This window comes from Pseudomonas sivasensis (assembly GCF_021391435.1).
Taxonomy (GTDB): Bacteria; Pseudomonadota; Gammaproteobacteria; order Pseudomonadales; family Pseudomonadaceae; genus Aquipseudomonas; species Aquipseudomonas sivasensis.
The window spans coordinates 649,953-664,153 of record NZ_CP090029.1; the positions used below are offsets into that span (position 1 = coordinate 649,953).

At 61.1% G+C, this 14,201-nt stretch carries 15 protein-coding genes; 13 read left to right on the forward strand and 2 right to left on the reverse strand.

Features of this window, described 5'->3' with window-relative positions; all coding sequences use genetic code 11:
• The first annotated feature begins 207 nt into the window (after positions 1–207).
• From gbpA to gspM, 12 genes are all read left to right on the forward strand, one after another.
• A complete protein-coding gene (gene gbpA, locus LRO94_RS02845; RefSeq protein WP_050442869.1) occupies positions 208–1,668 on the forward strand; it encodes an N-acetylglucosamine-binding protein GbpA in 1,461 nt (486 codons plus the stop codon).
• A gap of 196 nt (positions 1,669–1,864) precedes the next feature.
• A complete protein-coding gene (locus tag LRO94_RS02850) occupies positions 1,865–2,380 on the forward strand; it encodes a type II secretion system protein N (protein ID WP_179179626.1) in 516 nt (171 codons plus the stop codon).
• Positions 2,377–4,278, forward strand: a complete 1,902-nt coding sequence (gspD, locus tag LRO94_RS02855; protein WP_179179625.1) for a type II secretion system secretin GspD — start codon at positions 2,377–2,379, stop codon at positions 4,276–4,278. Before LRO94_RS02850 ends, gspD begins: the two co-directional genes overlap by 4 nt.
• Positions 4,275–5,723 carry a type II secretion system ATPase GspE gene (gspE, locus tag LRO94_RS02860; RefSeq protein WP_179179624.1) on the forward strand — a complete coding sequence of 483 codons (1,449 nt, stop codon included), beginning with the start codon at positions 4,275–4,277 and terminating at the stop codon, positions 5,721–5,723. The genes gspD and gspE overlap by 4 nt, the downstream gene beginning before the upstream one ends.
• Positions 5,724–5,725: 2 nt before the next feature.
• Positions 5,726–6,931: a type II secretion system inner membrane protein GspF gene (gene gspF, locus LRO94_RS02865; protein WP_032890645.1), complete on the forward strand. Its 1,206-nt coding sequence runs from the start codon at positions 5,726–5,728 to the stop codon at positions 6,929–6,931.
• Positions 6,932–7,375, forward strand: a complete 444-nt coding sequence (gene gspG / locus LRO94_RS02870) for a type II secretion system major pseudopilin GspG (protein ID WP_032890283.1) — start codon at positions 6,932–6,934, stop codon at positions 7,373–7,375.
• 4 nt (positions 7,376–7,379) lie between these two features.
• On the forward strand, positions 7,380–7,841 hold the full coding sequence (gene gspH / locus LRO94_RS02875) for a type II secretion system minor pseudopilin GspH (protein ID WP_179179623.1): 462 nt from the start codon (positions 7,380–7,382) through the stop codon (positions 7,839–7,841).
• Complete coding sequence (gene gspI / locus LRO94_RS02880) at positions 7,831–8,226, forward strand: type II secretion system minor pseudopilin GspI (protein ID WP_256226846.1); 396 nt, start codon at positions 7,831–7,833, stop codon at positions 8,224–8,226. Before gspH ends, gspI begins: the two co-directional genes overlap by 11 nt.
• Positions 8,219–8,767: a type II secretion system protein GspJ gene (locus LRO94_RS02885; protein WP_179179622.1), complete on the forward strand. Its 549-nt coding sequence runs from the start codon at positions 8,219–8,221 to the stop codon at positions 8,765–8,767. Before gspI ends, LRO94_RS02885 begins: the two co-directional genes overlap by 8 nt.
• On the forward strand, positions 8,764–9,624 hold the full coding sequence (locus LRO94_RS02890) for a type II secretion system protein GspK (RefSeq protein ID WP_032890289.1): 861 nt from the start codon (positions 8,764–8,766) through the stop codon (positions 9,622–9,624). Before LRO94_RS02885 ends, LRO94_RS02890 begins: the two co-directional genes overlap by 4 nt.
• Positions 9,621–10,721 (forward strand): type II secretion system protein GspL, encoded by a 1,101-nt coding sequence (gspL, locus tag LRO94_RS02895; RefSeq protein WP_179179621.1) that lies wholly within the window; start codon positions 9,621–9,623, stop codon positions 10,719–10,721. The genes LRO94_RS02890 and gspL overlap by 4 nt, the downstream gene beginning before the upstream one ends.
• The gene (gspM, locus tag LRO94_RS02900) at positions 10,718–11,149 is read left to right on the forward strand and encodes a type II secretion system protein GspM (RefSeq protein ID WP_179179620.1); all 432 of its coding nucleotides are present in this window, start codon (positions 10,718–10,720) and stop codon (positions 11,147–11,149) included. The genes gspL and gspM overlap by 4 nt, the downstream gene beginning before the upstream one ends.
• Before the next feature lie 22 nt (positions 11,150–11,171).
• Here gspM and LRO94_RS02905 read toward each other — a convergent pair whose 3' ends face one another.
• Entirely contained in the window at positions 11,172–12,380 is a 1,209-nt protein-coding gene (locus LRO94_RS02905; protein ID WP_407692694.1) for an MFS transporter, read from the reverse strand.
• Between the two features lie 184 nt (positions 12,381–12,564).
• Between LRO94_RS02905 and LRO94_RS02910 the strand changes: the two genes are divergently transcribed.
• Positions 12,565–13,458, forward strand: coding sequence for a LysR family transcriptional regulator (locus LRO94_RS02910; RefSeq protein ID WP_179179619.1), 894 nt, complete (start codon positions 12,565–12,567; stop codon positions 13,456–13,458).
• A 279-nt stretch (positions 13,459–13,737) separates the two neighbouring features.
• Here the strand turns inward: LRO94_RS02910 and LRO94_RS02915 are convergent, their stop codons facing one another.
• Positions 13,738–14,184: a hypothetical protein gene (locus tag LRO94_RS02915; protein WP_032890299.1), complete on the reverse strand. Its 447-nt coding sequence runs from the start codon at positions 14,182–14,184 to the stop codon at positions 13,738–13,740.
• Positions 14,185–14,201: the final 17 nt, after the last annotated feature.

Here is a 14,201-nt window from a genome sequence, read left to right on the forward strand (position 1 = left end):
CTTTTTGTTATGTAGGAGTGTTCCTACTTAAATGTGGCGCTTTTCCTTTTTGGGAAATTTCAATTAGTACTATTCAACTATTCCTACATTAATTAATTTCTATATCCGTAGAATTCGGCCCCGCTCGTAGTACAAAAAACCTTGAAAAACGTATTCCATATTTTCGGATGTGGGTTTTATTGTCTGGTTAAGTAGGGCTCGAATTTAATGATTAAAAAGGACCTGTCGCGCTGGGGCGGTGTTTCTTCGCTAGCGTTGTTAAGTGCATTGTTGATACCTGCTCAGAGTGCACAGGCTCATGGTTATCTGAATGATCCACCTTCACGCGCCTTCCAGTGCCAGAAAGGCCTGAACAAGGACTGCGGCGGTGCACAATACGAGCCGCAAAGTGTCGGTGAAACCTTCAAGGGGTTTCCGGCCGGTGTCGGGGGCGCGCCGTTGCAGGGGCCGGTCGACGGTAAGATCGCCAGCGGCGGTATTGGCCTGTTCTCGGCCATGGACGCCCAATCCGCGAACCGTTGGCACCAGACCGAAATCAAGGACAGAAACATCAATTTCGACTGGACATACACTGCGGCACACCCAGCCACCAAACATGAGTATTTCATTACCCGCAATGGCTGGAACCCGAACGAGCCGCTTAAGCGAGCCTCGTTCGAAGGCACGCCATTCTGTGTCGTGGACGGTGGTAACGTCCTGCCGGTCAGCGGCGACAAGCATGCCTGTGTGATCCCTCAGGATAAGAACGGTCCGCATGTGATCCTGGGCATCTGGACAGTCGGTGACACCGACGCGGCGTTCTACAACGTGGTCGATGTCAATATCCTTGCCGAACCCGAGTTGCCGGGCGGTTGGAGTGCCGTGGGCAGTATTACGCCATCGGCGACCTTGCTGGTGGGTGACAAGGTCAAGGCCCGCGCATTCACCGCCACAGGTGAAAGCGCGGCCTATTCGGTAGAAGTCACTATCGACAATGCTGAGGAAGGCCAACCGCAGAACTGGGCGTTCAAGCTGGCGGAAAGCATCAACCAGTCCCAGACTCTGATTCAAGCGGGTATTCGCGACGAGCAGGGCGTTATTGCGCCGGTCAAAGGCAATAACAACCTGTTTGCTCAGAAAGACAGCGGTGTGATTCGTTATGAACTGACGCTGGACGTCAGGGAAGATACCCAAGCGCGAATGGCTTTGTCGGCGATCGCTCCCGAGTACGTGCTGGACAAGGGGCGCGCCAAGGTGCGTTTGGCCATGATTGCCAACCGCGACATGAATGTCGAAGCCACCCTGTTCAACGCCAGCAACAAGCCGGTGGGCACCATCAAGACCCTCGCCCAGGGCGACAGTACCTGGCTGGAAATGGATGTGCGCAGTGAGCCTGGCACCCATCACCTGACTCTGTTGGGAACCACTGTGGATGGCCGTACAACGCGCCAGGACACCCAACCGGTCAACCTGACGGGTGAAGGCGGGGCGAAGGACTATCACTTTGTGTTCCCTCAAGGCCTGGCAAGTTACGAGGCGGGCACCCGTGTATTGCATACGCAAACCGGCGAAGTTTATGAGTGCAAACCGTTCCCTGCCTCGGGTTACTGCAAACAATACCTTCCAACGGCTAACGGCTTTGAACCAGGTGTAGGTCACCACTGGCAGACAGCCTGGGATCAACTCTGACCCTGTAGCGTTATAAGCCCAGGCGAGTTTATTCAAACTCGCCTGGGTATTTTTCTTATGAGTACTTTTATTTGAATGTATCGCTTTAGTTGCGTCTGGGCGTTATTCGTCTGGCCAATCTATTGCTGGCGCTGTTGCCTGGCGTCATTTGTTTTCAGGATTCGATTTTCACTAAGGCGCTACCAATGAGGGCGTTATGAGGCCGGCTGTATTGCGGGCGCTGTTTCTGATGGTGCCCTTTGGCTATGGCGTGACGCTGGCCTGGCAAGAGTGGCAGTTTCGCCAGGCGCAGACCCAGTCTGTGCAAACGCTGCCTGCGCCAGAAACCGCTGCAGCACCAGACGCCGTGCTCAACACCTTGGCTGTGGCGACGGTGTTTGGACTGAGCGCCCAAGGCCGCGTTATGAACAGCGCAGAACCGCTGACGCTGTTGGCCACTTTGGTCGCCAACGGTAGCGACTCACGCGCCTTGCTGGCCAGTCCCGACGGGGCGCGGTTCTATCGCACGGGGGAGCGATTGCCCGGAGGCAGTCTGCTACGTCGTGTCGAAGCGACCCACGTGGTGTTGTGGCGCCAGGGCCGTGAGGAATTGTTAAGCCTGCATGCCGCCAGCGGGCGCTTTCTACCGACTGCTCAGGCGCACGGTCAGGCGTCCCCAGCCGTGCATTTGCGGCCTACGGTCGAGCAACCCAGGAGTAATTCAGGTCCATGAACTGTTCCATTGCCCGGCGTACCGGTGTACGTGTTTTTGGGGCGCTCATGCTGGGTGTGATGCTGTATACCGGGCACTCAACGGGCGCAGAACCGCGTTGGCAGTTGGCGATGAACAACGCCGAGCTGCGTGATGTGGTCGAGGAAATGTCGACCATCCTCGACACGACCGTGATCCTCGATCCGAAGATCCAAGGGCGCATTACCGTGGTCTCCCGTCAGGCGTTGGATCGCGAGGGTGTGCGGCGGCTTTTCTACAGCGTCCTCGACGCCCATGACTTCAGCGTTATCGACCAGGGCGATCAACTCCTGATTGTTCCTGCGACCCAGGCCAAGACCCAAGCCAGCACTGCAGATGAGCGCACCTCGGCTGAGCAACAGTTCGTCACTCAAGTCATCGCATTGGGGGCCAGCAGTGCGGCGGATCTGGCGGGGCTGGTGCGGCCATTGGTTTCAGCCAACGGCTACGTCGGTCCCTCGGTGTCCGCCAATGCCCTGGTGATTACTGATACCGCACGTAACGTGCGGCGCATTGGCGACGTCGTTCGGCAACTGGATTCCGGGGCGAAGAATGCCCATGAGCTGGTGGAGTTGCGCCACGGTGTGGCGGCGGACATCGCACGGCTGATGGAGGCGTCCATCGGCAAGCAGAATGCCGACAGTGCCATCCAGGTACTGGCCGATCCACGTAGCAACCGCTTGGTGATCGTCGGCACGGTGGCGGCGCGCCAGCGTCTGGTGCAACTTGCACATATCCTGGATACCGTCACGCCCGCCCGCCTGGACAATGCCCGGGTCATCCGCCTGCGCTACAGCGATGCCAAGCAATTGGCCGAAGTATTGGACTCAATGGGTCAGGGCATGAAATCCCAACCTGGCATCGTGGCCCTTAAAGACGCGACGGCGGCCGCGCCATTTATGGTCAGGGCCGATGAAAGCCAGAATGCCTTGGTCGTAGTTGCCGAGGCGACGCAACTGGCGACCCTAGAAGGCATTGTGCGTGAACTGGATCAGCCGCGTGCCCAAGTGTTGATCCACGCCGCCATCGTGGAAGTCAGCGGCGACATCAGCGAGGCGCTCGGCGTGCAATGGGCGCTCAATAGCGGTAGCGGGCAAGGGATTATCAATTTTCCCGGTACCGGCATTCCGATTCTTGGCGCCCTCAAGTTCGATGATAAAACCGTTGTGCCGGAAGGCGCTCTGCTCAAACTGGGCGGCGACCGTTTTGGTGCGCTGGTGTCCGCTCTGGCCAGCAACACGCGCAGCAACCTGTTATCGACGCCAAGCCTGCTGACCCTGGATAACCAGGAAGCTGAAATCATCGTCGGCCAGAACGTACCGTTCAAGACCGGCTCCTACGCCACCAACAGCAGTGGTGCGGATAATCCCTTCACCACGGTGGAGCGCAAAGACGTCGGGATCAGCCTCAAGATCAAGCCGTATATCAACGAAGGTTCAACCCTGCGCCTGGAAGTGGCGCAAGAAGTCTCTGATATCGCCCCGGCGGTTGCCGGGGTTGATTCCTCGGACCTGATCACCAATAAGCGGGCCCTGAAAAGCACGATCCTGGCAGACGACGGCGAGATCATTGTGATCGGTGGCCTGATCAAGGACAGCGTGCGCACCCAGACCAGCGGCGTGCCGCTGCTGCGTGATATTCCGTATCTGGGCGCGTTGTTCCGCTGGAGCCGTGATACCCAGGTCAAGAGCAACCTGATGGTGTTCCTGCGCCCGACCATCGTGCGCAGCGGTCAGGATCTGTCCAGGATCAGCCAGGCGCGTTATCAAGACCTGCGCGATGAGCGCCAGCCGGGCTCTCAGCGTGACAGCGCGTTGCAATTGCCCGATGAAGCGGCGCAGTTGTTCGACCTGCGCCGACCTTCGCAGGTGGCTCAATGAAGCCCTTGCCCTTCGGGTTTGCCCGGCGTTTTGGCGTCGTGGTCGACGAAGGGCATCTGACCGTTCGGTTTGATACGCCATTGAGTGCAATTGCCGAAGCCCGCCGCCTGAGCGATCACGAATTGCCCCTGCGTGTGCTGGCCGACGAAGCCTTCGCCCTGGCATTGGCCAAGATTTACAGCGAGGGGCAAACGGCTGCCGAACACGTTGCCCAAGGATTGGATGATGAACTGGACCTGCTCAGCCTGGTGGACCAGGTTCCGCAGACCGCCGACCTGCTGGAGCAGCAAGGCGACGCGCCGATCATTCGGCTGATCAATGCATTGCTCAGTGAGGCGGTTCGGGAAAAGGCCTCGGATGTTCACCTTGAAACCTTCGAGCACACGCTGGTTGTGCGCATGCGCGTCGATGGGCAACTGCGCGAAATGCTGCGGCCACGGCGTGAGCTGGCGACATTATTGGTATCGCGAATCAAGGTCATGGCGCGCCTGGACATTGCCGAAAAACGCGTTCCCCAGGATGGCCGTATAGCGCTGCGCCTCGCAGGTCACGAAGTGGATGTACGCGTCTCCACTTTGCCTTCGGCGCACGGCGAACGGGTGGTGCTGCGCCTGCTCGACAAACAGGCCGGGCGCCTGCAATTGGCCCGTCTGGGGATGGCGCCGACCACCCTCGGCCACTTACAGCAAGTGCTCGCCAAACCCCATGGGATTTTCCTGGTGGCCGGGCCCACCGGTTCAGGCAAGACCACCAGCCTGTATGCCGCATTGGCCCATCTCAATGACCAGACGCGCAACATCCTCACGGTTGAGGACCCGATTGAATATCACCTGCCCGGCATCGGCCAGACACCGGTCAACCCCAAGGTCGAGATGACGTTTGCGCGAGGCCTGCGGGCGATTCTGCGCCAGGACCCGGATGTGGTGATGGTGGGTGAGATTCGTGACAGTGAAACCGCCGAGATTGCGGTTCAGGCCTCGCTCACCGGGCATCTGGTGTTGTCGACGCTGCACACCAACAGTGCCATCGGCGCCGTCACTCGGCTGGTGGACATGGGGGTGGATGCGTACCTGCTGGCGTCGTCGTTGGTGGGCGTGCTGGCGCAGCGCTTGGTACGCGTGCTTTGCCCAGCCTGCAAGACCGGTGTGGTGGCGGACGCCGAGGTCTGTCGACGGTTGGGGCTGGACCCGGCCAAGGCGCCTCGCGTGTTTAAGTCCGTCGGCTGCGAACAATGCCGCCAGGGCTATTGCGGGCGTATCGGCCTCTATGAACTGGTCATGGTAACCCCGGCGTTGTCTGCACTGATTCATCAGGGGGCCAGTGAGCAGGCGTTGCTGGCTGAGGCACGCCGGGGCACGTGCAGCTTGTTCGAGGATGGCCGCCGCCGGGTGCTTGAAGGAGTGACCAGCGTCGATGAGCTGTTGCGGGTTATCCAGGAGGACTAGTGGTGCCGATTTATGACTATCGGGCACAGGACCGCCACGGTCGACCGTGCAAAGGTCGCCAGGAGGCCGACAGCCCGCGCCAGGCCAGGCAGTTGCTGCGTGACCGCGGGTTGCTGCCGAGCCAGGTGCACCTGGCGAGCACGCGATTTGGAGTGCCATGGTCGGGAGCGACGGGGTTGGCGACCAGTGACTTGGCGTTGCTGACCTTGCAACTGTCGACCCTGGTTCAAGCCGGACTGCCGCTTGAGCAGGCACTGCAGGCGGTGGTTCAGCAAAGCCAGAAGCGTCGTGTCAGCAACCTGCTCTCCCAAGTACGCGACAGGGTGATGGAAGGGCAATCCCTGGCCTTGGCGCTTGGTGCTTATCCCCAGGCATTTCCTGACGTTTTTCGCGCCACTATCGCAGCGGGTGAGCGCTCGGGGTATTTGGGGCAAGTGCTTGAACAGTTGGCCACCTATACCGAAGCCCGCCAGGCGTCCCGACAAAAGATCCAATTGGCGTTGGTGTACCCGGCCCTGCTGATGTTCGCCTGCGTGGCCATCGTCGGTTTTCTGCTCGGTTATGTGGTGCCGGACGTGGTGAAGATCTTCGTCGACAGCGGCCAGCCACTGCCCTGGCTGACCCACGCCATGATTACCGTCAGCCATGTCTTGCGTGCGCAGGGTTTGGTGCTGGCGCTGATGGCAGTAGGCATTGGCGTGTTGCTGCGCTGGCGCTTGCGTCAACCGCACGGGCGCTGGCAGTGGCACAGCCTGGTGTTGCATATGCCGCTATTGGGGGGCGTGTTTCGTGAGATGGAGGCGGCGCGCTTCGCCAGCACCTTGGCGATCCTCGGCAAAAGTGCCGTACCTCTGGTGGACGCCCTGGAAATTGCCGCGGCGGTGATCGGCAATGTGACCATCCGCGCCCGTATGCATGACGTCGCGCGTTCGGTTCGCGAGGGCGGCACGCTGAGTCGTGGCCTTGAAGCCAGTGGAGATATACCCCCGTTGATGTTGCACATGATCGCCAGCGGCGAACGCGCCGGTGAACTCGACAGGATGTTGGCGCGTGCCGCCGAGCAACAGGAAAAAAGCCTCGCCGCCCGCATCACGCTGGTGGTGAGTTTGTTCGAACCGGCAATGCTGGTGGTGATGGGCGGTGTGGTGCTGCTGATCGTCATGGCCATTCTCTTGCCGATTCTCAGCCTCAACCAACTGGTGAACTGAATGGTGAAAATGCCCAAGGGCCAACGTGGTTTTACCCTGATTGAAATCATGGTGGTGGTCGTGATCATTGGGGTGTTGGGAGCCATTGTGGTCCCGCAGTTCATGGGGCGACCGGACCAGGCCAAAGTGACCGCGGCCAAGACCGATGTTCAAGCGGTTGCGACGAGCCTGGAAATGTACCGCCTCGATAACGGCCACTACCCGTCAACTCTGCAAGGCCTTGAGGCCTTGAGCAAACGGCCGGCTGGCACCCCAACGCCGAGGAACTGGAACCCTCAGGGTTACCTGAAAAGTGTGCCAGTCGATCCATGGGGCACGCCTTATCAATATCTGAACCCTGGGGTGCGCGCTGCCAACGGTGGTTATGACCTTTACTCCCTCGGCGCCGATGGCGTAGCGGGGGGCGAAGGCCCTGCCGCAGACATTGGCAACTGGGGAGACTGAGCCCGTGCCCAGGCGCTGCCGTGGCTTTACCTTGCTGGAACTGATGGTCGTGATTGCGCTGATGGGCATCGTGCTGGGCGCGGTCGGTCTGACTGCCGGCAACACCCCTGGCCGCCAGGCGCGGCAGGAGGCCGGCCAAGTGGTGCAGCTGATCCAGCACTTGCGCGAGCAAGCGGTGATCGAAGGACGCGAATACGGTGTGCGCGTGCGACGCGATGGGTACCAGGTCTATCGGCTTGAGCCTCAGGGCTGGCATCCAGCGGGTGAAGTGCGGCGGTTGGCCGAAGGTGTGCAATTTCACCTTGAGCAGGAGGGCCGGCGCTTGAGCCTTGAAAGCGTCACGCCGCAATTACTGATGCTCAGCAGTGATGAGGTGAGCGCTTTTGTCTGGTCTTTCGCCTCCGAAGAGCAGGTGTGGGCCAGCGTTGTCAGTGATGGAATCGGAGAGCCGTCTATTGAAAGCTAAGCACCGGCGACGCCGAAACCGCCAGGCCAGTACCCGTGGTTTCACGTTGCTGGAAGTCATGATCGCGTTGGTGATTTTCGCCACGCTCGCAGGCGCGGTGATCACCGCCAGCCACTACTCATTGCGCCAGAATGCGCGACTGCAAGAGCAGGTGCAGTGCGCCTGGGTGGCCGATAACCAATTGAGCGAGCTGCGCCTGCAGGCGCCGACCTCTGGGCGACAGCAACTGCTACGACGTTTTGACGGGCGTGACTGGGTGATCGACCAGACGATCACACCGGCCACTGATCCGCGCCTGCTCAAGGTCGATATCAGCGTGAGTCCTGCTGGCAGTGATCAGGCGGTTTACCGCACGCAGGGTTGGATACCCGCCGTGCATGAATAAGCAGGCAGGCTTCACGCTGCTGGAACTTGTGATTGCGCTGGCCGTCTTCGGCTTGCTTGGGCTTGCCAGCGGGCGCCTGTTTGACACCGTGGTGCGCGCGCAACAGGGCACCGCCAGCCACGAACAAGAACTTCGCCGTTTGCAACGGGCCGTTGGTGTGATTGAGCGGGATGCCCTGCAGTTGGCTTCCTCGGTGATTGTCCTCGGCCCCACGACCCTGCAACTGCTGCGCAGTAACTGGCGTAACCCACAGGATCTACCTCGCAGTGAGCGTCAACACGTGCTCTACCGCCTGGACAATCAGGTGTTGTGGCGTGAAAGCCGCAGCGTGGCGTCGTCGACGGTCGAGCGCCAGAAACTGCTCGATGACGTGCGCGTGTTGAGCTGGCGATTGTTTGACCGTGATACCGGATGGCACCGTGTGTGGCCGGTGGGCAAAGGCGCGGCCCAGACGCCCCCGCAAGCACTGGAGATGGTGCTGTCGGTCGGGCGCTTTGAGCAGGTGCGCCGCGTGCTGCCTCTGCCCCAAGGCGCCCCATGAGACAACGTCAGCGGGGCGTCGCGCTCCTCAGCGTGTTGTTGGTGATGAGCCTGGCGTTGTTACTGACGGCGGGGATGCTGCGCAGCCATCAGTTACTGGTGCAGAGCAGTGCGCGCCAGATTCATCAGGTGCAGCTGCGCCAATTGGCGCTGTCGGCAGAGGCGTGGGCCATGGTGACACTGGCGGCGACCAGCGACGACGAGCTCTCACGGGTGCACCTGGGCCAGGCGTGGGCACGTGTGAGCTGGCCCTTTGAGACGCAAGGCGCGCACGTCATGCTTGAGATCGAAGACCTTTCGGCACGCCTTAACGTCAACGCACTGCTCGGCGAGGGGCAAGTGGATTCGGTCATTGAGCAGCGCTGGCTACGTTTGCTCACCGCGCTGGGTCTTCCGTCACTGGACGTGCGCGCCGCTGGCCCGGTGGCGACGCAACGTGAACTTAGCCAGTTGCGGTTGCTGCCAGGTATCGACGGCGCGACCCTGGCAAAACTGGAACCCTGGGTTGCCCTGTTGCCCAAGGACGCCAGCTTGAACATCAACACTGCCCGGCCTCAGGTGCTGGCGACCCTTGAAGGTGTCTCGCCGTCGACCGCTGAAGTCTTGGCCAAGCAGCGGCCGGCCACGGGCTACGAGAGTGTCCAGGCATTCACCCACGACCCATTGATCGCTGGGTTGGGCGTGACCGGCCACGGGCTTGGCATCAGCAGCCGCTGGTTTCTTATCAACGTTGACGTCCGCCTGGGAACCAGTCGCTTACGTCTGGCCAGCGAGGTTGAGCGTGAGCGCAAAACCGGACGTTGGCGCGTCGTGCAACGCCGCTTCCCTACGCCGATACCGAGCGAGAACTCATCATGAAAACCTGGCTTCATTTAAGCGCCGAAGGCCTTGCGGTGCCCATCGGCGAATGGCCGTGCTGTGTCTGGCGGGCCGCGGATGACTGTCGCCCCATGTGCCTGGCCGAGGCCGCGCGTGAGGTGCAGGGGCTGGCGATTCAGTTGTTGTTGCCCATGGAAATGTGCAGTGCGTTGCGAAGCGAGGCTTGGCCGTCCACGCGTCGGCCCAAGGCCCAGGCGATTGCCTTTGCGATCGAAGACCAGTTGGGCGACGAGCTGGATGCCGTGCATGTCAGTGTGGGGCAGCGTGACGCAGCCGATCGCTTCCCGGTGCTGGTGACCCACAAGGCGCGTTTCAAGGCACTGCTGCATGAGCTGACGACGCTCGGTATCCAGGTCGACAGGGTGCACGTCGACGCCGATCTGCTCCCGGGTGACGGCCGTGTTGCAGTGGACTGGTATGGCCGCCGAGTCGTGGGCGGGCCGGTGCGGCTGGCGATGTCCGTTGAGGCGCTCAAGGCGTTGGAACCGTTGTTGGATGAACCGTTGCAGTGGCTGGACGAAGGGCAGAGCCAGGCGTATATCGAGCGCGCGTTGTGGGGTGGCCAGGGCCAGCCGATCAATTTGCTGCAAGGTGAATTCGGCCGCGTCCGCCAAGCCTGGCCTTGGTCAACTGCTGCCCTGGCGGCTGCCGTGGTGTTCGTCATCGATTGGGGATTCATGCAGGCGCGTATTCAGTATTTCGAGGGGCACGCCCGCAGTCTCCATGGGCAGAGTGTGGAGCGATTCCAGGCGCTCTACCCGCAACAGACGCGGATCGTTGATCTCGCTGCGCAGCTCAAGGCCGTACAGGGACAAGCCCCGCACACACCGCAGACGCCGTTGGTGCGCCTGGTCAGCCTCACCGAGCAGGTGATCGGCGGGGTCGACGTGGACGTACATCACATGGAATTTCGGCGCGGCGAAGGCTGGAGGATCCAGTTGGTGGCCCACGGCTTCAGCGCGCTTGAGCAACTGCAAGCCCAGGGGCGGCAGAGCGGCATGCCTGTGCGCGTGGGTAACGCCAGCAAGGAAGGTAATCGCGTCCACGCCGTGTTGATGCTGGAGGATGCGTCATGAGGCCTCTGCACGCCTGGAAGGCGCTGTCGCCTCGTGATCGCTTTTTACTGAAAGGGTTGGCGGTTTTTTTGATGGGTGTGCTGCTGTTCCAGGCGCTATGGCAACCCAGCCGCCAGCGCTTGGCGAGCGCCGAGCGGTATTACCAGCAACAACAGTGGCTGGCGCAGCAGGTGCAACGGGCGCAGCCGCAGCGTTCCGGGCGGGCGGCGGTTCAGCCCTCGGTATCCGTCATCAACGACAGCGCCGAAGCCGCGGGGCTCAAGGTTGAGCAGGTTGACGTAGAAAACGAACGACTGCGTTTGACCCTCAGTGGCGAGGCCACGGCCGTGCTCAACTGGTTGGCGGCACTTGAGCGGGAGACGGGAGGCTTCTCGATGCTCACGCTGGAGAAGCGCGATGATCGACTGCAAGCACGGCTTGAGCTGTAGGGCATCGTTGCACCCTCGGCTTTCAGGCCGAGGCCAGCGGCGGCAACTTCGCCAACTTCAACGCGACCAGCAACGCGCCGATCAACAGCGCCACGATGAATGCACCAATGCCGTTCCATCCGGCGAGGTGCCAAAAGAATCCACCGGTGGTGCCGGCGACGCTTGAGCCAGCGTAGTAGCAGAACAGGTACAACGACGACGCCTGCCCCTTGGCCTTGACTGCTCGGCGACCAATCCAGCTGCTGGCCACCGAGTGGGCGCCGAAGAAGCCGAAGGTGAAGATCAGCATGCCCGGCACCACCAGCCACAACGGGGAGAACAGGGTCAGCAGCATGCCGGCGAGCATCAGCACGATGGTGGCCCACAGCACACGGCGGCGGCCGAGGCGGTCGGCGAGGGAGCCGATTTTCGCCGAGCTGTAGATGCCCGAGAGGTAGACCAACGACAGCAGGCCGACCACGGCCTGGCTCAGGTCGTACGGGGCGGCCAGCAGGCGATAGCCGATGTAGTTGAACATCGTCACGAACGCGCCCATCAGCAGGAAGGCTTCAAGAAACAGCCACGGCAGGCCCGCGTCCTTGAAGTGCATGACAAAGCCGTCCATCAGGCTGCGTGGCTTGAGGCTGCTGGCGCGGAAGTTGCGCGATTCCGGGAGGATTTTCCAGAACACCGTGGCCGCGATCAGCGCCAGGGCGCCGATGATCAGCATTGCGGTGTGCCAGCTGACGAAGTCGATCAACACGCCGATGATCAGGCGTCCGCTCATGCCGCCAATGGCATTGCCACCGATGTACAGGCCCATGGCCAGGCCGATGTGCTGGGGGTGGATCTCTTCGCTCAGGTAGGTCATTGCGACGGCGGCCACGCCGCTGAGTGACAGGCCCACCAGCGCACGCATCAGCAGGATCCCTTCCCAGGACGGCATCAGGCCGCTGGCAATCGTGGCCAGCGCCGCGCAGAACAGCGCGGCGACCATCACCGGCTTACGCCCCAGGGTGTCGGAAATCGGTCCGGTGATCAGCAAACCCAGCGCAAGCATCGCCGTGGACACCGAGAGAATCAGGCTGCTTTGCGCGGCATTGATGGAAAACTCGTGGGACAGTGCCGGCATCATCGGTTGCACGCAATACAGCAGGGCAAACGTAGCAAAACCGCCTGAGAACAGCGCCAGCACCGTGCGCATGAACATCGGCGTGCCTTTCTCGATGAACGCGTCATTGAGCTGAGCCACTACCTCATCGAGGGCGGTGGGCGGGACGTCTTGAGCGAGTGGAGCGACAGCAGATTTCACGGGGGCCTCGGGGAGCAAAAGCCTGTCAGGGCTGGCAATGCAAAAAAGAATATAGCTGGCTAATGATTCTTTCCAATATATTGTTCGACCTGTTTGATAGCTTTAACGACCTAATGGGGTTTGCATGGAATTGCGTCATCTGCGGTACTTCATCGCTGTTGCCGAAGAGCTGCACTTTGGCCGGGCCGCGCAGGTGCTGGGCATTTCGCAACCGCCCCTAAGCCAGCAGATCCAGGCGCTGGAGCAGGAGGTTGGCGCGCGGTTATTTGAGCGTACCAATCGTCGGGTTGAGCTGAGCGAGGCGGGGCGCCTGTTCCTGCACGAAGCGCGGTTGGTGCTGGCCCAGGTGGACAAGGCGGCGGACGTCGCGCGGCGGGCGCAGTTGGGTGAGCTGGGGGAGTTGAAGATAGGCTTCACCTCGTCAGCGCCCTTCAACGCGAGCATTCCCCAGGCGATCTTCGCGTTTCGCCAGGCCTTCCCGGCGGTGCACTTGAACCTGCAGGAAATGAGCAGCACCGAAGTGGCCGAGTCGCTGGTGGATGAGTCGATTCAGGTGGGGTTGATGCGTCCCTTGCCATTGTCGGATTCGTTGAGTGTGATCGAGCTGATGCGCGAACCCCTGGTTGCTGTCTTGAGTGCCGGTCACCCGTTGGTGGAAGGCAGTGAGCGTGGCTTGCACCTGGCACAGTTGGCTGACGAGCCGTTTGTGTTTTTCCCACGCAGCTATGGGAGCGGCCTGTATGCCCAACTGCTCAGCCTGTGCCGCGACGCTGGCTTCAGCCCGCACTTCGCCCAGGAAGCGGGCGAGGCGATGACCATCATCGGCCTGGTGGCGGCGGGGTTGGGCGTGTCGGTGCTGCCGGCGTCTTACCAGCGCATCCGCATTGATGGAGTGGTGTATCGCACCTTACTGGACCCGGAGGCGGTGACCTCGGTATGGCTGGTACAGCGCAAGGGCGCGCAGACGCCGATGGCGAAGGCGTTTGTGGAGTTGTTGACGCTTAAGGCCACCCACTGATGTGCATAGGTTGCAATGCTTCATCGAAAATGTGGTGAGGGAGCTTGTTCCCTTGACGGCCAAGCGTTGCCGGGCGTACTCGGTTCAAGTGTGGGAGGAGGCCTGCTCCCGATAGGTATCTAAAACATAACCTGAGAAAACGAGACGCTTGTGGTGAGCGGGCTTGTCCCGCGCTGGGCCGCACAGCAGCCCCAAAACCAGACGTTGAGTTCTAACAGAAAAATACCCGCGTCTTTATTGGGCTGCCTCGCACCGCCCGCTCCCCACGGAGTCTCGGTTTTACTTGGTGGTCCCGGTTTGCTCAAACAACTGCGCCGCCGACCCTGCCTCACTACTCACACCATTGCTGCGCAAGCCCGCCATGATGTCGCTGTCCAAGTTGTTCACCCAGCGGTTGTAGTTGCGATGAATCTTGCCGTCCTTGTAGCCCAGCTCGCGGCTGTCGCGGTAGGTGATGGCGTAACTGTTGCGGGTGTAACGGATGTCGATGGCGGCGTAGTACTGGTTACGCACAGTGATCTCGGCCTGCACCAGTTGCGGGCTCAGGCGTTGCACGTTCCACTCGCGTTTTTGCAGGGCGTTGACGATAACCGTCTTCATTTTTTCTTCGCTGACCTGGGCGTTCGCCGGCAGGTCGTGCTGGGTGTTGAGGACCGGTTTGCTGGTGCAGCCGGCAGTGGTCAACAGCGCCAGGGTGATCAGGGTGACGCGTAGCAAGGAAGACATTCCGTATTCTCCAATCG